This window comes from Caulobacter sp. GW821-FHT11E11, from assembly GCF_058808315.1.
Map to the genome: position 1 here is coordinate 296,556 of NZ_JBXARO010000008.1, position 24,523 is coordinate 321,078.

At 67.7% G+C, this 24,523-nt stretch carries 17 protein-coding genes and 1 pseudogene; 5 read left to right on the forward strand and 13 right to left on the reverse strand.

Going from position 1 to position 24,523, the window contains the following annotated elements:
- Window positions 1-35: 35 nt before the first annotated feature.
- From AC1RR5_RS20960 to AC1RR5_RS20975, 4 genes are all read right to left on the reverse strand, one after another.
- Complete coding sequence (locus AC1RR5_RS20960) at window positions 36-2,225, reverse strand: TonB-dependent receptor (RefSeq protein ID WP_492924662.1); 2,190 nt, start codon at window positions 2,223-2,225, stop codon at window positions 36-38.
- Window positions 2,226-2,825: 600 nt separating this feature from the next.
- Window positions 2,826-3,035, reverse strand: a complete 210-nt coding sequence (locus AC1RR5_RS20965; RefSeq protein ID WP_492924664.1) for a hypothetical protein — start codon at window positions 3,033-3,035, stop codon at window positions 2,826-2,828.
- Window positions 3,032-4,180 (reverse strand): PepSY-associated TM helix domain-containing protein, encoded by a 1,149-nt coding sequence (locus tag AC1RR5_RS20970; RefSeq protein ID WP_492924666.1) that lies wholly within the window; start codon window positions 4,178-4,180, stop codon window positions 3,032-3,034. The genes AC1RR5_RS20965 and AC1RR5_RS20970 overlap by 4 nt, the downstream gene beginning before the upstream one ends.
- A gap of 21 nt (window positions 4,181-4,201) precedes the next feature.
- A complete protein-coding gene (locus AC1RR5_RS20975) occupies window positions 4,202-6,226 on the reverse strand; it encodes a TonB-dependent receptor (protein WP_492924775.1) in 2,025 nt (674 codons plus the stop codon).
- 187 nt (window positions 6,227-6,413) lie between these two features.
- Here AC1RR5_RS20975 and AC1RR5_RS20980 point away from each other — a divergent pair, with 187 nt between their 5' ends.
- Complete coding sequence (locus AC1RR5_RS20980; protein ID WP_492924668.1) at window positions 6,414-7,301, forward strand: helix-turn-helix domain-containing protein; 888 nt, start codon at window positions 6,414-6,416, stop codon at window positions 7,299-7,301.
- A gap of 371 nt (window positions 7,302-7,672) precedes the next feature.
- On the opposite strand, the gene AC1RR5_RS20985 is transcribed toward AC1RR5_RS20980, so the two are convergent.
- Entirely contained in the window at window positions 7,673-8,854 is a 1,182-nt protein-coding gene (locus AC1RR5_RS20985; RefSeq protein WP_492924670.1) for a catalase family protein, read from the reverse strand.
- 209 nt (window positions 8,855-9,063) lie between these two features.
- Here AC1RR5_RS20985 and AC1RR5_RS20990 point away from each other — a divergent pair, with 209 nt between their 5' ends.
- Both AC1RR5_RS20990 and AC1RR5_RS20995 read left to right on the forward strand, forming a co-directional pair.
- Entirely contained in the window at window positions 9,064-9,963 is a 900-nt protein-coding gene (locus AC1RR5_RS20990; RefSeq protein WP_492924672.1) for an SDR family oxidoreductase, read from the forward strand.
- A 380-nt stretch (window positions 9,964-10,343) separates the two neighbouring features.
- The gene (locus AC1RR5_RS20995) at window positions 10,344-11,435 is read left to right on the forward strand and encodes an alpha/beta hydrolase (protein ID WP_492924674.1); all 1,092 of its coding nucleotides are present in this window, start codon (window positions 10,344-10,346) and stop codon (window positions 11,433-11,435) included.
- A gap of 97 nt (window positions 11,436-11,532) precedes the next feature.
- Here AC1RR5_RS20995 and AC1RR5_RS21000 read toward each other — a convergent pair whose 3' ends face one another.
- Genes AC1RR5_RS21000 through AC1RR5_RS21015 form a run of 4 tightly spaced genes read right to left on the reverse strand, consistent with a single transcriptional unit; the run spans window position 11,533 to window position 16,788 of the window.
- The gene (locus tag AC1RR5_RS21000) at window positions 11,533-11,841 is read right to left on the reverse strand and encodes a DUF4387 family protein (protein ID WP_492924676.1); all 309 of its coding nucleotides are present in this window, start codon (window positions 11,839-11,841) and stop codon (window positions 11,533-11,535) included.
- Complete coding sequence (locus AC1RR5_RS21005) at window positions 11,825-13,243, reverse strand: acyclic terpene utilization AtuA family protein (protein ID WP_492924678.1); 1,419 nt, start codon at window positions 13,241-13,243, stop codon at window positions 11,825-11,827. The genes AC1RR5_RS21000 and AC1RR5_RS21005 overlap by 17 nt, the downstream gene beginning before the upstream one ends.
- A gap of 29 nt (window positions 13,244-13,272) precedes the next feature.
- A complete protein-coding gene (locus AC1RR5_RS21010) occupies window positions 13,273-14,586 on the reverse strand; it encodes a CitMHS family transporter (RefSeq protein WP_492924680.1) in 1,314 nt (437 codons plus the stop codon).
- Between the two features lie 36 nt (window positions 14,587-14,622).
- Window positions 14,623-16,788, reverse strand: a complete 2,166-nt coding sequence (locus AC1RR5_RS21015) for a TonB-dependent receptor (protein ID WP_492924682.1) — start codon at window positions 16,786-16,788, stop codon at window positions 14,623-14,625.
- A gap of 122 nt (window positions 16,789-16,910) precedes the next feature.
- On the opposite strand from AC1RR5_RS21015, the gene AC1RR5_RS21020 reads away from it, so the two are divergent.
- Window positions 16,911-18,080 carry a citrate/2-methylcitrate synthase gene (locus AC1RR5_RS21020; protein ID WP_492924684.1) on the forward strand — a complete coding sequence of 390 codons (1,170 nt, stop codon included), beginning with the start codon at window positions 16,911-16,913 and terminating at the stop codon, window positions 18,078-18,080.
- A 323-nt stretch (window positions 18,081-18,403) separates the two neighbouring features.
- Here the strand turns inward: AC1RR5_RS21020 and AC1RR5_RS21025 are convergent, their stop codons facing one another.
- The 4 genes and pseudogenes from AC1RR5_RS21025 to AC1RR5_RS21040 all read right to left on the reverse strand — a co-directional run.
- Window positions 18,404-20,536 (reverse strand): MFS transporter, encoded by a 2,133-nt coding sequence (locus tag AC1RR5_RS21025; protein ID WP_492924686.1) that lies wholly within the window; start codon window positions 20,534-20,536, stop codon window positions 18,404-18,406.
- A gap of 18 nt (window positions 20,537-20,554) precedes the next feature.
- Window positions 20,555-21,502: an alpha/beta hydrolase gene (locus AC1RR5_RS21030; protein ID WP_492924688.1), complete on the reverse strand. Its 948-nt coding sequence runs from the start codon at window positions 21,500-21,502 to the stop codon at window positions 20,555-20,557.
- A gap of 20 nt (window positions 21,503-21,522) precedes the next feature.
- Window positions 21,523-23,118 (reverse strand): TonB-dependent receptor, encoded by a 1,596-nt coding sequence (locus AC1RR5_RS21035; protein ID WP_492924777.1) that lies wholly within the window; start codon window positions 23,116-23,118, stop codon window positions 21,523-21,525.
- Between the two features lie 132 nt (window positions 23,119-23,250).
- Window positions 23,251-23,694, reverse strand: a pseudogene (locus tag AC1RR5_RS21040) (TonB-dependent receptor plug domain-containing protein); the annotation flags it as partial.
- Between the two features lie 149 nt (window positions 23,695-23,843).
- Between AC1RR5_RS21040 and AC1RR5_RS21045 the strand changes: the two are divergent.
- Window positions 23,844-24,518, forward strand: coding sequence for a TetR/AcrR family transcriptional regulator (locus tag AC1RR5_RS21045; RefSeq protein WP_492924690.1), 675 nt, complete (start codon window positions 23,844-23,846; stop codon window positions 24,516-24,518).
- Window positions 24,519-24,523 lie beyond the last annotated feature (5 nt).

Genomic DNA, 24,523 nt, shown 5'->3' on the forward strand with positions numbered 1-24,523 from the left:
TCGGGCCGCCGTCAGACCGATACCCGGTGCGCGATCTAGAAGCGCAGGTTCAGGCTCACCTTGGCCGCACGCCCTGAGGCCGGCGAGATGTTGTTGTTGCTGTCGGCGTACTGGAAGTAGCGCTTGTCCAGCAGGTTCTCGACGTTGAGCTGCAGGTCGTAGTTGGCGTTGACCTTGTAGTAGATCGCGCCGTCAACGCGGGTGAAGCCGTCCAGCGACACGGTGTTGTCGGTCGCGGCGAAGCGCTTGCCCATGCTGGTCACGCCCAGGGCGCCGCCGAAGGTCTTGTTGGGGTCATAGCGCAGCCAGACCGCGCCCGACGACTTGGGCACGTGGTTGACACGGTTGCCGGCCCGCACCGTCGCCGATTGGGCGTCGAGGAACTTGGCGTCGGTGTAGGTGTAGGAGGCCACGATGCTGAGCTGGCGGGTGATCTCGCCCTGGGCGCTGAGCTCGACGCCCTTGGACCGCTGGCGACCGATCGGGATGGTCGGCGAGGCGGCGTTGTTGGGATCGCTCAGCGCCAGCACGTTGTCGCGGTCGAGCTGGAAGATGGCCGCGCTGAGGTTGAAGGTCGGCAGAACGTCCCACTTTGCGCCAAGCTCGTAGTTCTCGTACTTCTCCGGATCCAGGCTCTGGTTGGAGAGGCTGAGCGCCGACAGCTGATCGCCGCCGCGCGGCAGATAGCTCTTCGAATATGAGGCGTAGATCGAAGTCTTGGCGTCTGGCTTGAAGATCGCACCCACGCGCGGCGACCACAGATTGTCGGTCGCGCTGAAGTTGCGCTGCACGCCGGCGGCCAAGAATGGGTTCCGATTGGTGACGTCGGTCTGGTAGTGCTCGTAGCGCAGGCTAGCGACGATCTGGACGTTCGGCGACAGCTCGATCTGGTCCTGCATATAGCCGGCCGCCAGCTTGGCAATGCTGAAGTTGTGGCCGCTGGTGGCGGCTTCACGCCACTGGATGTCCGGACGACTGATGCGCGAGGCAGTCACCGGCGCGAAGATGGTCTGCACGCCGCTGGCGCTGGTCGCGCTCGGGAAGAAGCCTTCGGTCCGCAGGTTGCTGGTGGTCTGGCGACCGAACTCGGCGCCGATCAGAAGAGTGTGCTCAACCCCGCCCGTCGAGACCTTGGCGTTGAAGTCGGTCTGGTTGATCAGGTTCCGGCGCTTGGCCCCGTTGTTGTAGGCGCTGATACCCACGATCGAGCCGGGCGCATAGACGCCCGCGGCCGGGCCGACCGGATTGGTCTGGGCCGTGGTGTTCACCGCGCCCGGGAAGACGTTCTGGTAGAAGCGGTCGTAATAGGCGTAGCGGGTGCGGTTGCGGATTGACATCGTGTCGCTGAACCGGTGCTCAACGAAGACGGCGCCGGCGTTGCTATCGATCCAGTTCGGGCTCTGGGCCGGGTCGCCGAAGAACTGGCTGCGCGGCGTCTCCAGCGGCTTGCCTTGGTAGGACGACACGCCGCGATCGCCGACGCGCTTGTCGTGGAAGCGCTCGTAACCGATCGACAGGGTGGTGTCCGGATCCAGCTTGAAGGTGGCCGTCGGGTTGAAGCCCCAGCGCTTGTTGTAGACGCCGTCGCGGAAGCTCTCGCTGTCCTGCCAGACGCCGGCCGCGCGCAGCGAGATTGTTTCGCTGACTGGCGCGCCGAGATCGACCTGGGCGCGGTAGTGGTCAAAGCTGCCGGCCTCCAGCCGCGCCCCCAGGTGCTGCTGGCCGTCGGCGACCTTGGTCACACGGTTGATCAGGCCGCCGGTGACGCCGCGCCCGAAGATCATGGCGTTGGGCCCCTTGAAGACCTCCAGGCGCTCGATGTTGTAGAGGTCACGATAGCTCTGGGTGTCGTCACGGACGCCATCGATGAAGAAACTGGCGGTCGTCAGGTTGCCCCGGAAGCTCAGGGTGTCGCGGTTGTTCTCGCCCTGCGAGGCGAAGACGCCGGGCACATATCGGACGGCGTCGGCAATACCGTTGGCCGCCTGGTCTTCGAGCTGCTTGACGGTGACGACATTGACCGCTTGGGGCACGTCGATCAGCGCCGTCGGCGTCTTGGTGGCCGAGGTGATCGCGCCTGCCTTGTAGGACGTCTGGCCGGTGATCGTCACGCCGCTCACCTCGGTAGAGGTCTGCGCCAGGACCGGCGTGGCCAAAAGGCTCGCTGCCGAGGCCAGAAGCAAGGCGCGCGAAGGCGCGCCGCGGAACCCGCGGTTGATCGACATGTGATTGAAATCCCGGACCTGAAGCTCGCCTAAGTGCGAACGATTGTCATTCGCGCCCTATAGCCTCCCCCGACGGCTGTCTCAGCCAGAAATTGCGAAGCTTGGGAATTTGTATAAAAATGGAAATGAACCCGTAATCTCCGCAACAGTTCGCGGTCGCGCGATGCTCGTGGATCTGCGGGAGGCCTTTGCGGTTCTGTCTTACCGCGTCGCGCTCTAGAGGAGTTTAGCGCGACGGACGCGATCGAACTGATCGTTGACCCTACCGAAAACAGTCCGTGCGAAACGCTTAGAAGTGTGTGTCTACGCTAGCGGACCCCAGGTCCGTGCGCCCCCGACCTTGGATGACCTCTGGAAACCCGATCTCAGCGTGCCGCTGTCGGGCGAGGTCCCGATCAGCTGCGGCGCTGAGCCGGCGCCGGCCCGCCTTCCGTCATGCGCCGGGAAGTCGGTGCTGATCGTAAGATTTTCCCAAGTCCTGATCTCCGCCCCCATAGTCGCGAAATTGGCGCGCGCCCGGGCGCCGCGCGTCGGAGCCGAGCAGCAGGTGCACAGGCGGGTGGGGCGCGTCGATGAGCTGAAGCCTGCTCGCCGTCACGTTCAAGAGGACTTGGACCGGTCACGCAAAGCCGCGGCCACCGCCGCGACGACAGCGATAAGGGGCGCGGCCACCGCCAGCGCCAGAAGCAGGTCCAGGCCTCCGTCGACCAGAAGCGAGCCGACGAGGCCTGCGCCACTGACGGCGGCCAGAAGCAGCGGGACGCGGAATGTTCGCCACAGGCCGCGACGGGACGTCGGCGTTCGGCTCATCGCTTCAGCTCCATGATCGCGGCGCTGGCCAAGGCGTCGAGCCGGGTGGCGGCCGACACGCGAAACCGCGCGATCCACAGGTAGAGGCCGCTGGCCAGGACGACGATGGCCGCGAGGTCGAGCAGCCCCCAGACGATCTTCAGACTCAAGCCGCCGTAGTCCCCGAAATGCAGCGGCCGCGAGAGAAAGAGGGCGCGGATGTGCAGCGGCATGTCACGGGTGTCGGTCAAGGTCGCCGTCTGGGCGTCGACCAGGGTCGGCTTGAGAAGGCGCGCCGTAACCGGCGTGTCTCCGCGCATGAAGACGTTGAAGTGGTGTGGCGTGCCGAAGAACGAGCCAGGATAGGCGATGACCGACGGCTCCATGCCGGGCGAGGCCCGGCGAGCCGTGGCGACGGCGGCGTCCAGCGATCCCAGACGCGTCACGGGCGGCGCATCGCCATACGGCGCGCGCATCTGCGCCAACTGCCCATTACGCCATTGGTGCGCCAGCGGCTCGTCCAGGGTGTTGAACACGCCCGTCACCCCGACGACCAAAAGCCAGGCGGCGATGGCCACGCCCAGCAAATTGTGCAGGTCGAGCCACATCAGGCGTCGGCTCTGTCGAAGACGGATGGCGCCGAAGGCGAGCTTGCGCATGAAGGGCGCGTAGACGACCACGCCGGAGAGGGTCGCGGCGACGAACAGCAGTCCCATGACGCCAAGGAACAGCGTCCCCGGCAGGCCCAGGAACAGCCGGACATGCAGTTCGTGGACAAACCACAGCAACCCCTCGCGTTGCGGCGGCGGCGGCGCCAGCCTGCCGGTGCGAAGGTCCACCGGCTGCATGTGGGCCTGACGCGGCGAGGCCGCGACGCTGGGCGCGGTCGCCACGATGACCACGGGCCTCTCGGGCTCGAACAGCAGCGACTGCGCCACCTCCCCCGGACGCTGGGCAAGCACGCCCGCCACCAGCGCGTCCAGGCTGGGAGGCCGTACGCCCGGCGCCACGGCCTCCAGCGGCGCGCGATGTCCCATCAGGTCTTCCAGCTCCTCGTGGAAGATCAGCGGCAGCCCGGTCAGGCACAGCACCAGCAGGAATGCCGTGCAGACCAGGCTGGTCCACTTGTGGATCAGGAACCAGACACGGAGGGGCCCACGGCTCATCGGATCAATCCCAAGACTTCGCTAGAACCTCGCCAGCACACCCAGGCTCACCGTCCGCGGGGCCAGGAGGACCGCCGAGTCATAGTCACTGTCGGGGCGGCCCGAGCCGGCCGGGGCGAAGCCGGGATAGCGCGCCACCGGCCGCTCGGCGTCGAACAGGTTCCTGACCGTCGCGGTGATCCGCGCGCGGCCCAGATCGTAGCCCAGGCGAAGGTCGGCGACAGCATAGGGATCGGTCCGCCCGCGCGCCCGATTGTTGACGTCGGTGAAGTAGGCGGCCGAGTAGCGCAGGGTCACCGCCGCGTTCCAGGGCCCCTCCTCCCAGTCGACGCCGGCAGAACCCGTGGCCTGGGGCGCGGTGAGCAGATCGTTGCCCTCGATGCCCGAGCCCGGATACTTGGCGACCTTGGTCCCCAGCAGGCCCAGGGTGGCGTGCGCGCGCAGGCCCTTGGCGATCGCGGCGCGAACCCCAAACTCGCCGCCCCAGGTCTCGACGACGTCCGCGTTGCGCACGACAAATGACTCATCGCTGGACACGGTCGGCGTCAGGTCGAACGGCAGCTGCATGTCGGTGTAGCGCGAGTAGAACAGGTTCTGGGTCGTCTGCACCCGCCCATTCGACCACGACTGGCGTCCAAACAGTTCGCCGGTCCAGACAAACTCGGCGTCGTAGCTGTAGTTGACGATCGGGAAGGCGAAGGTGATGCCGCCCCCGCCGGCGTTATAGCCCCGTGAGATCTGCAGGCCGACGCTGCGCGATGCCGACGGGCTCCAGACCACGCCCAGCTTGGGCAGCCAGGCCTCGTAGGTCTCCTTGGCGCGGATGCGCACCAGGGTCCCCGTCGGATCGCCGCCCGCTCGTTGGCGCTTCTCGCGCTCGTACCGCAGGCCAGCCGCCAGGTCGATCGTCGGCGAGAGCGGCGTAACCGTCTCGACATAGGCCGCGGCCGTGTCGGTGCGGTCATCGAAATTCTGGCCGCCGAAGAACTCGATGAACTCGTCCTGGCGCGCCCGGTAGAGATAGGCCCCAGCCACCAACGAGCCTCCCGACGCGCCGGCGTAGCGCACGCGCGGCTCCAGCACGTATTCGCGGGTGTCGATCGTGGCGTTGCTGGAGGCGGGCGCGGCCCGGCGACGGAAGTCGAACTCCGTGCCAGAGGCGTTGAGCTCGAGCGTGAGGGCCTCGTTTACGGCATGGGAGACGTCGAGGCTGACGCTGGTCGTCGTCGGCTCGTGCACCGGCTGGCGCGGGAAGTTCGAGCGCCGGTCTCCGAAAGGTCGGACGATGATCTCGCCGTTGGGCGCCTTGGACTTGGTGTGGACGACGGTGAGCAGCGCCCGGCTGCTCGATCCCTCGTCGGGCGTGAGCAAAAGCTTGCCGCGAAGGGTCAGTCCTTCGATCCGTCCTGGATTGTCGACGCCGGGATAGGCGTTATAGGAGGTCGCCGCCTGCCTGCGGAACGCATCGGCGGCCAGGCGCAGGGCCAGCTTGCCGCTGACGATGGGTAGGTTCAGCATCGCCGACCCCTGGCGCTGCCGATAATCGCCGACCACGGCCTGGACCGCGCCCGCGAAGCGCGGCTCGGGATCCAGGGTCTCAACGACCACGGTGCCGGCGATGGCGTTGCGGCCTACCAATGTGCTCTGCGGACCGCGCAGCACCTCGATCCGCGCCACATCCCATAGCCCCAGATCGCCGAAGACCACCTCATTGTAGCTGGCCGGTCGACCATCGATGCGCCAGTTCAGTCGCGGCCGGCTGCCGGCGAAGAAGGCGTTGGCGTTTTCGGCCGGGCCGGTGCCGTCGACGCCGCGGACCGTCGGGGCCTTGCCGGTTCCGGTGACGATCGCGAAGTTGGCGGTCTGGGCCAGGACATCGCGAACCGTCGATAGACCTGGCCGCTGCTCAAACGCCGCCGCGTCCAGAACCTCTGCGCTGGCGCCGGAGCGCGCCAGGGGGCGGGCGATGATCTCGCCGGTCACCACCATTGCGTCCAGTGGGGTCACCTCGGTGTCCTGGGCAAACACCGGCGTGAACACCAGCACAGACAGCAAGGCGCCCGCGCAAGCGCAGGTCATAAGACGACTTTTCAAAACTACCCCCAATCGATCGCCTGGACCGCGAGTCGCTATTGCGATTGAATATCAAGTGGCGGTCCTAGGCCGTCGGTCCCTCGGCCGCCACTCCAATCCTGGCGCGAGCGACCCGTTCTTGGCTGAAACGGAGCGTGCGATGCCTCCCCCTACCGATCCGCAGGTCGAGGCCTACCGCTCACGCATGCGCAACGTCGGCGCGACCCCCAGCCTGCTCCGCAGTGAGCCGGGCGGTGCGGTCAGGCTGGCCATCACCGATTTCGAAGCCTTCCAGGGCGAGTTCCAGCCCCACCCCTATCTGATGCTCAACATGTGCCTGGGCCGACCCGGTCAGTTGCGACGGATCGGTCAGCGCGCCCGGGTGGAAGGATCGCTGCGTCCCGGCACCATCGGCATCGCCTTGCCCGAAGATGCGGCGAGCGGATTCTGGCCCAGCACCCGCATGTTGGGCGTCGCGGTCGATCTGGAGGCGCTAAGGGCGCGCGGCTCCCTGCCGGTCGAGCCGGACGCGCTGGTGGGGGCTGCCTCGAGGCTGCACGCCGATCCGCTGCTGACGGCGGTGATGACCGCCATGTGGCGCGACGCAGAAGCGCATGGGCTCTCCAGCGCCTTCTTCGATCATGGCCTGAGCCTAGTTCTCAAGCGGCTGGCCGAGGCCCCTGCTATTGCGCCCGCGCCGCGTCGAACCGTAGCCGCGCTGTCGAAGCGACGGCTGGATCGCGTGCTGGCGCTGATCGACGAGCGCTTGGCGCTGGATATCAGCGTCGGCGCGATGGCTCGTGTCGTGGAGATGGACCCGTCGACCTTTACACGCGCGTTTCGGGCCGCGACGGGCGTGGCGCCGTTTGCCTATCTCACGCGGCGTAGGATGGATCGCGCTCTGGAACATCTGCGCTGCGGCCTATCGGTGACCAGCACCGCCATGGCCGTAGGCTACGCTAACCCCAGCAAGTTCGCGGCGGCGTTCGCACGTGTCCACGGCGCGCCGCCCTCGCTTTGGCGCGATCACGACGTTGATCTGGATTAAGCGGGCCGCCGTCGCGATGAGCCGTTCAAGGTGACCACTCGTGCGAGCGCCGACTGAGCACAGGTCCGCGCGTACTCACCTGGCTGAAACCCTGGGACAACCTTGCCGCAGAGGGTGAACGCCAGGTTCGCGAACAGGGCGAGGCGACGGCCAAGTAGCCTATCGCAAGATTGTATGCAGAGCGGTCACGGCCATGATCAGACCGACCGTCGCGATGACCACGCCTGAGGCATAGGGCGCCTTGCGAGCGAAGGTCGAGACGGCGCCGGAGAAGCGTTTCTCGGCATGGCGCACCCCCAGAGCCGCGTCGGCCACTACGCCAAGGACAGTTTGACGCCGGCCGCCAAGACCGTCCCGGTCCGGATCGTCGTCTAGCGACCGACGCCGTTGACGCTGACCGGCTGGTGCATCGGGCAACCATTCCGCGACAGGCGGAAGGCTTGCGAGGCTTCGTAGACAGCCTTTCGCACGCGCATGATCGAGCCCAGCGGCTGGTGGGCGGCCAGGCCGTGCCATGGACTGAAGGCTAGGGCTTCGTCCTGCCGCGGCGTGACTTCCGGATCCCACGCGTCCTGGGCGTCGACGATCAGGCGGGCGATCGCGACATATGCGCTTTCGTCCTCGGGCCAAGCCTCGTGCGAGTTCTCGATCGGCATGGTCTTGGCGTCGGTGCGCAGCTGAACGCACAGTTCCCATTCCCCGCCTTGAGTACGGAAGTAATCCCGGACGGCCGCGCGCAGGCCATCGGGCTTGTCGTCGAGATCGACGAGCGCATCGGTCAGGGCGGTCAAGGCAGGCGAAACCGGGCGCAGGCCGATCTTGCCGACAAAGTCGCCAAAGCGGATCGGCGCGGCGCTGAAGTAGCTCTCGCCCAGCGGATGAGTCTTGGGATGCCCGCCCAGACCCTTGATCGCCGCGCTTTCGCCGCCCGCCTTCTCGACCAGGCTCTCAACGCCTTGCAGCGCGGCCGACAGCACCTTCTTCAGGCCCTTGACCTTGTCGGTGGTGGCCGCCAGCAGCTTCAGATTGGCCAGGAAATGTTTGGCGCTGGGCGACAGGAACGCCTTGCCATTGACGAGCACAAAATCCTGGGTCGCGGCGTCTTGCGAACCGGAAAGGCGCGGCCCCTGAACGCCGAAGACCTTCAAGGCCAGGCCGCGCGGCGTCGAGATGTTGTCATCGAGGATGTCTCCCGGCGCGGTCGACAGCCGCATGACCGTCTGGTAACTGCCGGGCTGCGCGAACAGGCCCTGGGCCAGGGCCGGCGGCAGCGCAGATATCTCCAACCGCCCGCCAACGACGCCATGGCTCTTGGCATGGACGCCGCGCAGCGCTCGATCGCCGTCGGCATAGGTCGTCTCGGCGATCTTGCGCAGCGTCTCGATCAACCCCGCCGTGGTTTCCGCCTCGTCCTTCTCCGGGTGCTCATCCGTCGCGTCGAACGGCAGCGGCGTCCCAGCGGCGAAGCTGCGCAGCTCGGCCGGTTGGGCGGACCCCGCATGGCGGTCGCCGTCGGGCTGCAGGCCAAGAGGGTCGTGAGGCGACAAGGTCATGAAGGGCTCCGGCAAAGGCGTCCTGGCTCAACTCGCCGCACGGAGCGCTGTTCCCCGAGCTTCGTCGGCGTATCAGCGTCCCCGCCGGCTGAGACCGACAGCACGCGCACAACAAGCCGGCCAATGCCCGATCCCTGCACCTTGCCCCAAGCCGGAACGCCGTCCTTTCCCCACCGTTGGTCTCTGACCCCACGCCATGGAGATATCGGATGAGCCAGGACGACCGGCTGCGCATGCAGGACCCACGCGAGCAATACCCCAAGCCGCCGTTCCCGGCGCAGCCCCAGCCCGCGCCGGGCTTGGCCGCCAAGATGCATCCCAGGCCCGACCACGGCGAAGAGAGCTACAGAGGCTCGGGAAAACTCCAGAACCGCAAAGCGCTGATCACCGGCGCCGATTCCGGCATCGGCCGGGCCGCCGCGATCGCCTTCGCCCGTGAGGGGGCGGATGTCGCGATCGGTTACTTGCCGAGCGAGGAAAGCGACGCGCGCGAGGTCATCGCCCTGATCGAGGCGGCGGGCCGCAAGGCGGTCGCCTTGCCAGGCGACATCAAGGATGAAGCCTTCTGCCGCGACCTCGTCGCCAAGGCGGTCGAGGGCTTGGGCGGCCTCGACATCCTGGTCAACAACGCCGGCAAGCAGGTCAGCCGGCCAGATATCGGCGCGATCGACAGCGAGCAGTTTGACCAGACCTTGAAAACCAATCTCTACGCAATGTTCTGGATCACCCAGGCGGCCAAACCCCACCTTCGTCCCGGCGCTGCCGTGATCAACACCGCATCGGTCCAGGCCTACGAGCCGTCCGAGAACCTGCTCGACTACGCCACCACCAAGGCGGGGATCGTGGCGTTCACCAAAGCCCTGGCCAAGCAGCTGATCAAGGTCGGCGTGCGCGCCAACGCCGTGGCGCCGGGACCCTTCTGGACGGTGCTGCAACCGAGCGGCGGGCAGACCCAGGAGAAGGTTCAGCACTTCGGCGAACACTCGCAGTTTGGTCGCCCCGGCCAGCCCGTGGAGATCGCCCCGGTCTATGTGTTGCTGGCCTCTCAGGAAGCCAGCTTCATCACGGGCGAGGTCTATGGCGTCACCGGCGGCGCCGGTATCGCCTGACCTGACCTCGGGCTAGCTGCGCAGCACACCGCGCCCCACCGCCACAGGGCGGTGTTGGCGCGGGCGGCGTTGTCGTCCGCCGAAACGGTGACCCCGAACAGGCGGCAGCCGTCCTCTCGCGCCTTACGCAGGAACTGGGCCGCCGCCCCCCCTGTCCATTCCAGTCCTTCTCCACGCTGTTCCGCCGGCCGTTCGAAAGCGAAAGCCCGCGATGCCGATGGCTCTCGCCGGCGCCTGAGCACGACCAGGAATTTGTCTCATGGGTCGGCGCCGATCCTGCCTGTCTCATAGAAACGACGACGCCGCTTTGCGACAGACGCCTTTCGGAACCTCCGTCACAAGCCTCCGTTGTCAGACCTCGCAAAGCAGGAATGAGGTTCATGACCCAACGCAAGATGATCGCCCTGATGGGCGCGGTTTCCGCCCTCGCCCTCGTGGCGACCGCCTGCTCGCCAAAGCACGAGGACGCCAAGACCACAGGCGACACGCCGGCCGCGGCTAGCCAGACCACGCAGGACGGCAAGCCCGACGCCGACATGCAGGCCGTGCTGGACCGGTTGGCCTCGCTGGGCGGCAAGCCGATCGAGACCCTGTCGCCGACCGAAGCCCGCGCTCAACCCTCGCCCGCCGATGCGGTGAAGGCGATCATGACCGAGAAGGGCTTGGCGCCCGACGCCACGGTGACCACCAAGGACATCACCTACGCGGCCGCGACCGGCGCGCAGAAGGCCCGCGTCTACACACCCGCCGGCGCCGGGGCCAATACGCCGGTCGTGCTCTACATCCACGGCGGCGGCTGGGTGATCGCCAACCTCGACACCTATGACGGCGGGGCCCGCGCCCTGGCCAAGGAAAGCGGCGCGATCGTCGTCTCGATCGAGTACCGCCACGCACCGGAAGCCAAGTTCCCGGCCGCGCATGACGACGCCATCGCCGCCTACAAGTGGCTGCTGGCCAACGCCAAGACGCTCGGCGGCGACCCGACCCGCATCGCGGTGGCCGGCGAGAGCGCCGGCGGCAACATGGCCGTGAACGTCGCCATCGCCGCCCGCGACCAGAAGCTGCAGGCGCCCAAGGCCGTGATCGCCGTCTATCCGGTCGCCGACAGCAACATGGCCACCGGCTCCAAGGTCGCCAAGGCGACCGCCAAGCCGCTGAACACGCCGATGCTGGCTTGGTTCTTCACCAACACCCTGGCCAACCCGACCCAGGCGACCGACCCGCGCCTGAACCTCGTGGCCGCCAAGCTCGACGGCCTGCCGCCGACCACGATCATCCTGGCCGAGATCGACCCGCTGCGCGACGACGGCGCGAACCTGGCCGACAAGCTCAAGGCCGCCGGCGTCCAGACCGACCTGAAGGAATATCTAGGGGTCACCCACGAGTTCTTCGGCATGGGTTCCGTCGTGGCCGACGCCAAGGACGCCGAGGCCTATGCGGGCGGAAAGCTGAAGGCCGCCTTCGGGATATAGGCTTTGACAATGTGGCTCGCCGTCCTGCCCGAGCTGTTGGCTTGGCAGGACGGCTCCCTGCGATCCGCGTCGACAACGCGCCAGACCCAGAGCCCGCTCAATCAACGACTGTGTCTATCAGGCGGATATATTGCTGACCGCTGTGCATGTCGCGCTCAACGACCCCGCCTTGAGGAGTCTTGCGGGGATAGGAGAGCTTCACGACGCTCAGGGCGTCGACGGCGAATCGCTTCACTTGGGCAGGGTCGACGTCGAAGGTCTTGGCCACCGCCGCGGCGGACAGGGCCGGCGCATCCTTGTACCGCCCATAGTTCTCCAGGCCGTCGAAGAAGAGGTCGATGGTCACCCAGAACGGCCCCGCGTTCTTGGAGCGGATCTGGTGGCAGACCTCATGCAGCTTGACCATCGCGGACCTCCTTGTCCTGGACGCCGGCGTCGACCCAGCGGATGCGGACCAGCTCGAACGGATCGGCCGTCTCGACGACGTGATTGAGCTTGAACTCGAAGACCTGGCCGCGCTCGACCTCGGCCGGCGAGAACGGGAAGGCGTAGCTGGGCAGCTCGATGTCCCTGCGCACCGGGAAGTGGAAGAAGTACGGATTGCAGGCCTTGGCGATCTGGGTGGCCAGGGCTTGGTTTTGCGCCGTGGCGACAAACAGCAAGCCCACCTCCAGGGGCGGCGGCGTTCCCGGCGGCCGGGTGATCCCGGAGACGGCGTTCCAGCCATAGGCGCGTAGCGAAATGTCGAAGTCGCCGGCCGCTTCGCCGATGGAGCGACGCACGCGATCGCGCAGGACCTCGTCCATCCGGGCCATGAAGCCGTCGAGATCGGCCAGCACCGCCCGGTCCTCGATGCCGACCATCATCATGGTCTGAAACGGACCGCCGCCAGAGCCTTCCAGCTTCATCGTGTAGGGGCCCGGCTCCCAGCGCGAGCCGGTGACGCGCACGATCCGTGCGTCCAAGGCTTGGTATTGCGAAGCGGTCACGTCCAGCACGCCGCCCGGCTCGATCAGGCGGAACGGGTCGCTGTTCTCGTAGAGCATGTGGGCGGCCACGGTGTGCGGCTCGCAACGATTGTCGGGCGACAGCGGCGCGACCTCGAAGCCCTCGGCGTCGACCGAGAACAGGATGCCAGGGTTCATCGGATTGACCGTGCACTGGCCGCCGCACTCGGCGACCTTGGCCCCGTGCCAGGCGGGTCCGGCGGCCGCGCCCAGCATCAGCGGCACGGCCGCCAGGACGGCGGTGTCGGTGGTGCGCCCGCCCAGCACGATCTCGGCCCCGCCCCGCAGGGCCGAGATGTAGGGCTCGGGACCCAGCAAGGCGACGATGTGGGCGCAGGCGTCGACCGTCGCGTCGTCCAACGGCCCCAGCGGCGGCAGCGGCCGGACCTGGCCGCCGGCGTTCTTGGCCTTCAGCGCCGCCTTGTCCTGTTCGGAGTAGAGCACGGCGATCCGGGGGCGCAGGCCCAGCTCCTCGGCGACTTCCTGGACGATCTCCAGGGTCCAGTCGACGGCCTCGTCGCAGCCGGAGGTGCCGCAGGAGCCGATCAGCAGCGGGATCCCCGCGCGATCGCGGGCGTCCATCAGGATCGACAGGTCGCGCTTGACCGCCGCCCGGCTGTACTTGGACTTGCCCGTCCCCAGATAGGCCGGGCCGCTGTCGGTCGAGCCGGCGTCGAGGGCGATGGCGTGGGCTCCGGCGGCGAGACCCGCCTCGACCTCGTCGGGGCGCACCCCGCCCCCCAGCGCCCCACAGGGCACCAGGATCTTGACCCCGCCGTCGGGGAGCTTGCCGTCGTGCATCGAAGACTCTTTCGGAACGGGAGCGGTCATCAGGCCGCGCGCAAGGGGAAGGCGCCGGTCGCCAGGGCGGCGGCCAGCAGCAACAGGGACGCGGCGATGGCCCATTTCAGCGAGAACCGCTGGGCGGCGCCGACCTCGACCTTCAGTAGGCCGGTGACGAGATAGATGGCCGCGATCAGGGGGCTGAGGCCGTGGACCGGCTGGCCGACGATCGAGGCGCGGGCGATGGCCTCGGCCGGCACGCCGAACTTGCCGGCGGTCTCGGCAATCACCGGCAGGACGCCGAAATAGAAGGCGTCGTTGGACATGAAGAAGGTCATGGGCATGCTGATCAGGGCGGTGATCGGCGCCAGGTACGGCCCCATCTGGGGCGGAATGGCCATGAGCGTGGCGTCGGCCATCGCCTTGACCATGCCCGTTCCCGACAGGATGCCGGTGAAGGCGCCGGCCGCGAAGACCAGCAGCACCACGCCCAGCACATTCTTGGCGTGAGCGGCCACTCGCGTGCGCTGGGTGGCGATGTCGGGATAGTTGACGATCACGGCGATCGCGAAGGCGCCCATCATCAGGGCCGGCAGTGGCGCGGCGCCAGTGACGAGGCCGCCGACCAGGGCCAGGGTCAGGGCGAGGTTGAACCAGATCAGCCTCGGCCGCTTGGCCTCGGCTTCCCCGGTCTCGACCAGCGGCGCGTCGGCGGACACGGGGTCGAGCGGTTCCAGGGACAAACGCCCGAGGCGGCGGCGCTCGCCCAGGCCCAGCCACCATGCCAGCGCGAGGACTCCGGCCAGGCCCGCGACCATGGCCGGGATCATCGGCAGGAAGACAGCGCTCGGCTCCAGGTGTAGGGCGCTGGCCGCCCGCGCAGTCGGCCCGCCCCAGGGCACGAGGTTGACGATGGTGTTACTGAGCCCCAGCAGCAGGGCCAGGATCAGCGGATTGAGGCGCAGCCGCCGATAGACTGGCAGCAGGGCCGAGATCGTCACCAAGGCTGTGGTCGCCCCGTCGCCGTCCAGCGAAACGACCATGGCCAGAAGCGCCGTGCCCAAGGTCACGCGCGCCGGATCGTCGCCGACCATCGATAGCACCCAGCGGACCAGCGGGTCGAACAGGCCCGCATCGATCATGATCCCGAAATAGAGGACCGCAAAGGCCAGCATCAGCGCCGTCGGCGCCAGCTGGGTGACGCCCTTGACCATCATCACGCCCAGTTGCGGTTCGGCTCCGGCCAGGAGGCCGAAGGCGATCGGCACGACGATTAGCGCCGTGATCGCCGACAGGCGATTGGTCATGATCAGCGTCATGAAGCTGATCACCATCAGGAAGCCCAGCACCGCCAGCGTCATGGTTGCCTCCATCGGGTCCCACAGATCGCCATCATTTCAGTACTTCCAGCGCAGCGTCGCGCCGGCGGTGCGGGGCGGGGCGTAGATCGCCAGGTTCGTGCCTTGGAAGACGACCTGATGGGTTTTGGAGATGTCGTTGGTCAGGTTCTTGCCCCAGACCGACAGGCTCCAGTGACCATCAGCGCTGTCGTAGACCAGGCGTCCGTCGACCAGGGTGCGAGGCTTGCGCGTGATGATCTGGTTGTTGTCGAGGTCGTCATAAACCTTGCTCTCGATCGTCGCGTCCACAGCCGCTTCAAGCCGCGCGCCGGACCCCAGCGCCTGGGTGAAGCTTGGCGACAGGGTCAGCTTGTGGCGCGGGCTGCGGGTCATGCGGTTGCCGGACCGGTCGGCCCCGCGATCGAACAGGCTGAGGAACTTGCCGTCGGTATAGGCATAGGTCGCCGACAGACGCATGTGCTCGTCCACCCGCGCGTCGATCGAGGTCTCGACACCCCGGATCCGCGCCTTGCCGGCGTTGGTGGTGATGGTGTCGAAGCCCCGCGTGCTGCGCACCTGTAGGTCCTGGTAGTCGGTCTGGTAGATCGCGGTGTTCCAGGTCAGGCGGCGATCCAGCAGCGTGGTCTTGGCTCCGAGTTCGTAGAGCTTGGCGGTCTCTGGATTGAACGGCGTCGCGGCCGAACTCGCCGTCGAAGGCGTGTCTTGGAAGCCGCCACTCTTGAAGCCGGTCGAGATCACGCCGTACAGCATGACATTGTCGCTTGGCGAATAGTCGCCGCCCAGCCGCCAGGTCAGTTTGTCCCAGTCGTGGCTGGCGGTGATGGCGTAGCGGGCCGAGGCGCGCAGCAGGGCCGTGGAGTCCTGGTTGTTGAGCGCATAGTCCTTGTCGTCCTTGGAGTAGCGCAGGCCGCCGAAGACGTTGATCTGGTCGGTCAGCGGCCAGGTGGCGTCGCCGAACACCGCATAGCTCTTGGTCGTCGCGGCCTGGATGAAGCGGTCGCGGGCGGCATAGGTCGCCGGCGGGGTGGGGCGGGACTTGATGTCGCCCCACAGCGTGTCGATCCGGTCGGTGTCGCCGCTGTAGTAGTAGCCGCCGACCACCCAGCACAGCTTCGAGCTGGGCAGGGCCGACAGCCGCAGTTCTTGGCTCTGGAAGTGGCTCTTCTCGTCCTGGCCGCCGCGGAAATTCAGGGCGTAGATCGTCGGATTGCCGCCGTCGAAGTCCTCGGCGTAGTGATAGGCAAGGTGGCGGTACGAGCCGATATAGGTCAGCGTCGCCACCGGCAGGTCCCAGGTCAGGTTGGCGCGCGCGCCCCAGGTGTCGCGGTCGTTGCGGCCGTTGGTCTCGGCGTAGAACTGGTCGCGCTTGCGGTTGACGCGCCATAGGGCGCTGGCCGGCGCGGTCGGGTCCAGCTCGTAGCTGTGGCGGGCGTCGCCGGCGCCGCGATCGCGCGTGCCGTCGATGGCCAACAAGGCCGTGAACGTATCCGTCGGCTTTAACAGCAGCTGCGCGCGGCCGCTGGTGGTGTCCTGGTCCTCGGCCGCGCCGCCGGCGAAGGCGTTCTTGGTGTAGCCGTCGTGGGTCCGCTTGCTCAGGCTGAGGCGCACGGCGGCCTTGTCGCCGACCGGCGCGTTGACGAAACCCGCCCCTTCAAGCCGCGAGTAGTTGCCGACCGTCACGGCCGCGCCGGCGTCGAAGGCGTCAAGCACAGGGCGTTTGCTGAAGACGCTGACCGCGCCCCCGACCACGTTCTTGCCCAGCAGCGTGCCCTGCGGGCCTTTCAGGACCTCGATCCGATCGACGTCAAAGGCGTCGAAGGCCGCCGCCGAAGGCCGGCCGTAATAGACCTCGTCGACAAAGACCGAGACCGACGGGTCGCCGGCCGCGCCGCGATCGGACGAGCCGATGCCGCGCAGGACCGGACGCGGCTGGCTGGACGGGAAGTTGTCGAAGGCCAGACCCGGCGTACGGTTGGCCACGTCCTGCACCTGGACGATGCGGGCGGCCTCGATCTGCTTGGCGCCAAACACCGACAGGGTCAGCGGCACGTCCTGCAGGTTCTCGGAGCGTTTCTGGGCGGTGACCACGACCTCGTCCAGGGCGAAAGGTTCGGGGGTCGGGGCGGTCTGGGCCAGCGCCGTCGACGCGGCGGATAGCGCCAGGACGCAGGCCGATCCCAGCAAGCCAAAGCGAGCACTCATGGTCATTCCCTCCGTTGCGCTTTCACATTGACGGTTTCTGTCAATGTGTATTTTCTTGACGCGCTTGAGGTGATACGAGCCATCTGTAATTGGCTGCGTCAATCTGTACGGATTTCGTCAATATGAAGAGCGACGACCTGTTCATGTCTGCGGACGAAGCCGCCGACGCCCTCGGGGTCGGCCTGCAGACCCTGTACGCCTATGTCAGCCGCAAGGGCATTCGCTCGGAAAAGCAGCCCGGCTCCAGGAGTCGCCGCTACTGGCGCGCCGACATCGACCAGGCGCGCGGTCGCAGCCGTCCGGCCGATCCGTCCGCCGGTCTGATCAAGTCGACCTCCGTCACCCTGATGACCGCCAAGGGGCCGTTCTATCGCGGCGTCTCGGCGATCGACCTAGCCGAGACCGCGACCCTCGAAGAGGTGGCGTGCCGCCTGTGGAACGCGCCCGACGCCTTCGCCGAGATCTCGCTGATACTGCCCGACGACTACGAGGCCGCGCGACGGGCGTTCGCCGCCCTTCCCCGCATTCCGCGCGCCATCGGCCTCCTGGGCCTGATCGAGCATGCCAACCCCCGCGCCCACGACCTGACGCCGGCCGGCTACGCCCGCGCCGGGGCCGGGGTGATCCGCTGCTTCGCGGCGATCGCCTGCGACGGCGACCCGCTGGAACCGGGTCTGCTTCACGAGGTCCTGGCCCGCTCGCTGAACGCGCCGGCTGGCTATGAGGATCTGATCCGGCGCTGCATCGTCCTGGCCGCCGACCACGAGCTGGATCCGACGACCTACGCCGTGCGGGCCGCCGCCAATACTGGGGTCACGCCCTATGGGGCGGCAATGGCGGGCCTCGTCGCTGGGCGTGGCCGCCGCCTGCACCTGGGTCGCGCGGAGACGGTGTCGCGCTTCCTGGACGAGGTCATGACCGGCGACCCGAAAGAAGCGGTGCTCTCGCGTTTTCGGGTCGGCGAGGCGCTGCCCGGCTTCGGCGGCCACCTCTATGCCGACAAGGACCCCCGCGCCCAGGCGCTGCTCGCCGCGCTGGAACGCCGGATTCCCGTGTCCCTGTTCGCACCGCTGCGCCTGGTGATCGAGACGATCGACGACCTGACGGGGGCTGGACCCGACTTCATCGTGCCGACGATCTTCCTGGGCAAGGTGCTGGGCCTCAAGGGCGAGGAGCTGGCGGTCTCGACCGTTGGCCGGATGGTCGGCTGGATCGCCCACGCCCTGGAGCAATACCAGGACCACGCCCTGTTCCGCCCTCGCGCGGCCTATGGCGGCCAACTGCCCGCCTAAGCCGCATTGCGCCAGAAGCCGCCGTTGGTGCGCCTACGAGAACGCGACGTTTAGTGGAGGCGCGTCGTGCCTTCGGACTACGTAAAGCCAGAGGGCTGATGCTCTAGAGGCAAATATGACCGACCACGATCAGCCGATCGTTGGCACCGGCCTGGGCCACCGCAGGCCGCTCGTCCAGGACGAGGGCCCCGTCGATCGCCTTCCTGATCGCGGCCTTCGCCCGCGCCTCTGATGCCTGAGCTTCACCCATTCCTATGCCATGACCGGTCGCACGCCATGGTCAACGTCGTCCAATGCTAGCCTGCGGAGAGCGCCTATCTCTGCTAGAAGCTCTCGGGGTAGCGTTTCAGCGGCAGCAGCAACAGACCCGCAGCCACCAGACCCACCAAGCCCGCCTCCAGCACCGGGGCTACCCCAAGACCACTGGCCTGAGCCAAGCCAAACCACATCGGCCCGGTCGCCGAGACGATGGCAACCACCGCCGCGCAGGCTCCGAAGATTTCGCCCATCCGCCGCAGGCCGAAGAACCGCGCCATCAGATAGGGCAAGGCCGAGCCGACCGCGAAGTTGCCCACACCGAGCAGCGCGCAGCCGGCGACGAAGGCGGTCGGCCCATGGCCGTACCGCATCAGCGCCACGCCCAGGAACGCGGGGACAAAGTTGATGGCGACTAGGCGTGGGGCGGGTAGACGGTCGATGACCGCACCGAACGCCAAGGCGCCCAGGAGGCCGGCCCCGGCCATGGCCGAAAGCCCCGCCACCGCCACGGTGCGCGACAGGCCCAAGGCCTCGGCGACAACCAGCATCTGGCCTGACGCGGCCGTAGCCACCACCCCGCCCAAGGCCACGGCCAGGGTGGTCAGCCAGAAAGGCAAGCCAGACAGCGCTTTGCCAAAATCAACGCCGATATCGGGCGCGCCCTCGCCATCGGCTGGCTTGGGCGGATCACGAAACCAGGGGGCAAGGACGACCAGGCCCGTCAGCGCCACGCCGGCGCCCAGCACCACATAGGCGCCGCGCCAGCCGAAGCGTTCGACGAGGGCCGCGGCCAGCGGCGCGGTGAGCGCCATCGACAGCAGGGGCGCAGCGGTGACGGCCAGGCTGAGGGCCGCGCCGCGCTTGGCGGTGAACCATCCCGACACGGCCTTGGCGTAGGCCACCGGTCCGCAAAGCGCCGAGGCCACCCCGACAGCGACAGCCAGCCCGAAGACCCCTGCCCCCACCGTGTCGGCCAGAGATAGACTGGCCAGCGCCGCGCCAAACAACACCACGCCCGGCAAGGCCACGCGGCGCGGTCCAATCCGATCGATCGCCCAGCCGGCGGCGAGATTGGCCAGGGAGCCAGCGACCGCCGCGATCAGCAAGAGGCTCGGAAAGATCGCAGCGAGCGAGGATTGCTCGGCGCTCAGGGCCCCGAGGAACACCGGGAAGGTGCCCGCGAAGATCGGCAGGATGCTTAGGGCCATGCCGATGCAGGCCGCGACCAGTACTCCACGCCCCGCCGACGGCGCCGGCGCGGCGACCTGTCGATCGAAGGCGCGGGTGAGGGCCGCCACGCGGATGGCCAGGGCGTTGCGAGTGATCTCCGCGCCCTCGACGAGATCAAATCCGTGCGGGGTCTGCGCCAGCAGATGCAGCTCCACCTCGACGCCGGCGGCGATCAGACGGCGGGCGAAGGCCAAGCCTTCGTCGCGCACAGGGTCTGCCGCGCCGACGATCAGACAGACGGGCGGAAAGCCCTCGAGGCTCCTGGCCGCGAACGGCGCCGCCCAGGACAGACGTTCGTCTGACGGAGGACTAGCGCCCAGATAGGCTCGCCAGGTCGGGGCCAGGTCGGCGGCCTTGAGGAAGGGCGTGTCGCGGAAGGTCTGCGCCGAGACCTGGCTTTGGGTGTGATCCAGGCCAGGCTGGGTCAGCAACACATAGGCGATCTTCGGGCCGCCCTTGTCACGCACGCGAAGGGCAAGACCCGCGGCAAGGGCGGCGCCGGCGCTGCCGCCGCCGACCGCCAGACGCGCGGGATCGACGCCCAGCTCAGCCGCGTGCGTCGCCAGCCAGGTCAGAGCCGCCAGGGCGTCGTCGGAGGCGGCCGGAAACGGCTGCTCTGGAGCCAGGCGATAGTCGACCGACACGACCAGGCAGCCGACCTGCTCGGCGTAGTCGACGCAGCGGTCATGCTCGGTGTCGAGGTCGCCCAGCACAAAGCCGCCGCCGTGCAGATAGAGCATGGCCGGCACGGCGCCCAGGCCGCCGGTGGGACGGTAAAGCCGGACGCCCAAGAGGCCGCCTGGCCCCTCGATCGTGCGATCCTCGACGCTGACCCAGTCGGAGACACGCTTGGGCCGCTGAGCTGCGGCAGCCGTCAGGGCGCTGCGCGTCCTGGCCAGGGCGGCCAGGTCGGACGGGTCATGGGACGGAAAGGCGCTCAGGGGCGCAAAATCATCGTGCACGCGCATGGCTTGCTCCAGAAAGGCTCAGCGCTCGGCCGTCGGACGCGGCGCGGGACGACCCAGGACCCGCCGAAGCGCGGCCGCGCGCAGGGCCATCGAGGTCTTGGTGGCGGGGGCGGTCTCGACCATTTCGAAGCCGTGGGGCGCGCCGGGGAAGTAGTGCAGTTCGACCTCGACCCCGTCGGCGACCATGCGCAGCCCCATGTCCAGAGCCTCGTCACGCGAGGGGTCATCCTCGCCGATCACCACCAGGGTCGGCCCAAGGCCGCGATAGGACTTGGCGTGGAACGGCGCGGCGTAGCTGAGCCGACGGTCATCGGGGGGCGACTTGCCGAGATAGGCCCCCCAGGCCTGGGGCAGATCGCCGGCCCGCAAGAACGGGGTGTCGGTGAAGGTCTTGGCGGACGGTTGGGTCGAGAGGTGGTCGACGACCGGCTGCATCAGCAGCGAAAAGCCGATGACACTTCCGCCCTCATCCCGATCCCGCAGGGCCAGGCCCGCGGCCAGGCACGCACCGGCGCTGCCGCCGCCCACGCCAAGGCGCCGGGTATCCACCCCTTCGCCGAGCCCGCCTTCACGGATCCAGGAGAGGATTTCCCAGCCATCTTCATGGGCGGCCGGAAACGGGTTCTCCGGCGCGAGGCGATAGTCGACCGAGACCACCACGCATTCGCCGAAGGCCGCATAGTCGACGCCGCGCTCGTGCTCGGTGTCGAGATCGCCGACGACGAAGCCGCCGCCATGGAAGAAGACGAGCACGCCGGGGCGCTCGATGGTCTTGGGCCGATAGATCCGGACCGGGATCTTGCGCCCGGCCCGCTCGACGATCCGATCATCGATCTCGACCTTGGACGAGGTCTTTTTGGACCTGGCGCCTTGGGCGGCCTTCATGATCATGCGGGCCATTTTCAGGCCCTTCAGGTCCATGGCCGGAAAGCGACGCAGGGGATCGTAGATCGGATCGGACGCCATGGTCTGTACTGCCTTCAGGCCTAGAACGAGGTGCTGAGCGCCACGCCGTAGGTGCGCGGCGCGGCGTATTGGACGAGATCGGAGATGTCGGAGGCGCCCAGCGCGGTGAACACGACCTCGTTGGAGAGGTTCTTGCCCCACACCCGGACGGTCACGCGGTCGTTGGGCGCGCGCCAGCTGAGCGAGCCGTCCACCGTGCCGTAGGACTTCTGCTTCAGCAGGTTGTCCGACTGGCCGTAGAAGCCGGCGTTGTAATAGTAGCCGGCGTCCAGACCGAAGGTCCCCGAGGCGATCGGCTTCTCGTAGTGGAGGTTGAGGTTGAAGGTGGCGTCCGGAGTCAACGGCAGGCGATTGCCCTTGGCCGAGGCGATCACCGCCCGGTTCCCGCCCACGACCGGGATTGGATAGTAGAAGAGCGCATTGGGGAAGCCGGTGAAGCGGTCGTGAACCAGGCTCACCCCGCCCATCAGCGTCAGGCCGCGCGCCAGGTGGGCCTCGAAGTCGGCGTCCAGGCCGTAGATTCTGGCCGAGGCGCCGTTGTAGTAGCCAATCTGGCCGTTCTGATACCGGCCAACCTGGATGTTGCTGTAGTCGTAGTAGAAGGCCGCCAGGTTCAGGCGCACGCGCCGGTCGAACAGCTCCGATTTCATGCCGGCCTCATAGGCGTCCAGCACTTCGGGATTGAACGGCGGGTCGGTCGGGATGCCGGCGTTGAAGCCGCCGCTCTTGAAGCCGCGGTTGTAGGACAGATAGATCATCGGGCCGGCGGCCAGCTTGTGGTCGATCGCCAGGCGCCAGGTCGGCTTGGAGAAGCTGCGCTTGGCCGCAATCGGCGGACCCAGGGCGCCCAGCGGCACGCCGTTGAACAGCACCCCGTAGGTGATCGAGTCCAGCTGGCGCTTTTCGGTCGTGTAGCGCAGACCCGCGGTCAGGTTGGTGGCCTCGCCAAGCTTGAAGGTCGCCTGGCCGTAGACGGCCGCCGACTGGGTCTTCTGGCTGCCATAGGTCGAGATCTGAGAGATCGGCGAGGTCGGTCCGACCAACGGCCCGCCCAACAGCAGCATGTTGGGATCGAACGAACCCTTGGCGTCGAAGAGATAGAGGCCGCCGACCCAGGTGAAGGGCGCGCCCTCCCCTGACTGCAGCTGGAACTCCTGGCTGACCTGGTGGTCCTTCAGGGTCGAGTTCTCCAGCGACATGGCCGGGGTCGGCGTGGTGTCGGTGTCGAAGCGCACGAAATAGGACGACTCGCGCCAGGCGGTGATCGAGGTGAAGCGCAGAGCGCCGACATCCTGGTCAAGGCGCAGGCTGACGCCGCCGCCGGTCAGGTCCTGCTTGGGATCGACATTGCTGTTCTGATCCCAGGGCGAGCCCGTATAGGGCGCGCCGAACAAAGGCTTACGGCCCGGAACCTCGGTGCCGCCGGCCGTGGCGTTGCCGGTGCGGCGCATGTAGTCGACGATCGCCTCGACCTTGGTGGCGTCGCTGGGCGACCAGACCCACTTGGAGCGCGCGGCCAGGTCGTAGTCGTTGCGATAGACGTCGTTGCCGGTGGCCAGGTTCGTCCCGTAACCCTTGCCCTGGGCGGTCAGCGCGACCGAGATGTCGGCGGCCAAGTCATCGGTGAGGCCGCCGGTCAGATAGAGGTCGCCGCGCGCGGTCTGGTAGTTGCCGTAGCTGATGGCGGCCTTGCCGCCGAAGGTGTGCTCGGGCTGGCGGGTGGTGATCTGGATCAGGCCGCCGGTGGCGTTGCGACCAAAGAGCGTGCCTTGCGGGCCTTTAAGGACATCGACCTGGGCGATGTTGTTGAGCGACAGCAGCGAGCCTGGTCCCGAGGCGAAATAGACGCCATCGACATAGGTGGCCACGGAGTTTTCCAGACCCGCGCCCAGGGCCGTGGTGCCGATGCCGCGGATGCGCGGGGCGATGAAGCCGGTGGCGGCCTGGATGTGCAGGCCAGGAGTCAGGCGGTTGAGGTCCGTGACGTCGCGGGCGGCGACGGCTTCGAGGGTCGCGGCGGTCACGGCGCTGACGGCGATCGGCACCGACTGCAGGTTCTCGCTACGGCGCTGGGCGGTGACCACGATCTCTTCGATCCGCTGGGCGTCATCGGCAGCGCCCGTCTGCGCCAGCGCGCTCATCGGCGCGATGCTCAGCGCCAGCAGGCTCACGCCCAAAAACTTTCCGTTCATCGGCTTCCTCCCTTGTCGCGCCGGTGCGGAGCCCCGCCCAGTGCTTGTTATTTGAATGACGTATCGTCATAATGACGATGCGTCAATAATCTTCATGATTGACGGAACCGTACGTTGGAACGAGATGTGCGGAGGGACGGAGCGCCGAGTTGGACGCACAGATCGAGTCGCATCGCACGCGGGCAGGCCGGGAAAAGCGGGCGCGCACGCGCGCCTCGATCCTGACGGCCGCCTTCGGGCTTTTCGACGCACAGGGCGTGGACAAGGTCACCGTCGACGACGTTCGGGATGCGGCTGGCTTGGCCCGGGGGTCGTTCTACAACTACTTCTCGACCTTCGAGGACATGCTGGCGGCCATGGCCTCGGCCATCGCCGATGAGCTCAACCGCGAACAGTCGGCCCTCTTCGACACCATCGAAGATCCTGCCGAACGCATCTGTCGCAACATCCAGTACAGCATCGCGCGCCTAGCTCCCGACCGCTCTTGCAGCGGGGTGGTGGTGCGGGTCACGCCCTTGGTCGGCGCCCTGACGCCGCACATGCGCGCCCATGCCGAGGCCGCTTTGGCCGGCGCCATCGCCCGCGGCGCCGTCGCCGTCCCCGCCGCCGGCCCGGCCATGGACCTGGGCCTTGGTCTGGTGGTGATGGCGCTTCGCAGGGCGATGACCGAGGGCCTGGCCACTGAAGACGTCGCCGCCTGCGGCCTGATGTTGCTACGGGCCTTTGGCGTGGCCGAAGATCGGGCGCGCAAGATCGCCTACGCCCCCCTGCCCGCTCCGCCGCCCAAACCCCTGCGCGACGCCATCATCTGGTCGCAGGGCTAGGGCCG

Excerpts from the sequence above, each read along its gene's own strand:
- AC1RR5_RS20995 (WP_492924674.1), top strand. The coding sequence starts at position 10,344 with ATGACCCAACGCAAGATGATCGCCCTGATGGGCGCGGTTTCCGCCCTC.
- AC1RR5_RS20960 (WP_492924662.1), bottom strand. The coding sequence starts at position 2,225 with ATGTCGATCAACCGCGGGTTCCGCGGCGCGCCTTCGCGCGCCTTGCTT.
- AC1RR5_RS21030 (WP_492924688.1), bottom strand. The coding sequence starts at position 21,502 with ATGGCGTCCGATCCGATCTACGATCCCCTGCGTCGCTTTCCGGCCATG.
- AC1RR5_RS21010 (WP_492924680.1), bottom strand. The coding sequence starts at position 14,586 with ATGACGCTGGCGGTGCTGGGCTTCCTGATGGTGATCAGCTTCATGACG.
- AC1RR5_RS20980 (WP_492924668.1), top strand. The coding sequence starts at position 6,414 with ATGCCTCCCCCTACCGATCCGCAGGTCGAGGCCTACCGCTCACGCATG.
- AC1RR5_RS21025 (WP_492924686.1), bottom strand. The coding sequence starts at position 20,536 with ATGCGCGTGCACGATGATTTTGCGCCCCTGAGCGCCTTTCCGTCCCAT.
- AC1RR5_RS20965 (WP_492924664.1), bottom strand. The coding sequence starts at position 3,035 with ATGAGCCGAACGCCGACGTCCCGTCGCGGCCTGTGGCGAACATTCCGC.
- AC1RR5_RS21015 (WP_492924682.1), bottom strand. The coding sequence starts at position 16,788 with ATGAGTGCTCGCTTTGGCTTGCTGGGATCGGCCTGCGTCCTGGCGCTA.
- AC1RR5_RS21005 (WP_492924678.1), bottom strand. The coding sequence starts at position 13,243 with ATGCACGACGGCAAGCTCCCCGACGGCGGGGTCAAGATCCTGGTGCCC.
- AC1RR5_RS21000 (WP_492924676.1), bottom strand. The coding sequence starts at position 11,841 with ATGGTCAAGCTGCATGAGGTCTGCCACCAGATCCGCTCCAAGAACGCG.
- AC1RR5_RS20985 (WP_492924670.1), bottom strand. The coding sequence starts at position 8,854 with ATGACCTTGTCGCCTCACGACCCTCTTGGCCTGCAGCCCGACGGCGAC.
- AC1RR5_RS20990 (WP_492924672.1), top strand. The coding sequence starts at position 9,064 with ATGAGCCAGGACGACCGGCTGCGCATGCAGGACCCACGCGAGCAATAC.
- AC1RR5_RS21020 (WP_492924684.1), top strand. The coding sequence starts at position 16,911 with ATGAAGAGCGACGACCTGTTCATGTCTGCGGACGAAGCCGCCGACGCC.
- AC1RR5_RS20970 (WP_492924666.1), bottom strand. The coding sequence starts at position 4,180 with ATGAGCCGTGGGCCCCTCCGTGTCTGGTTCCTGATCCACAAGTGGACC.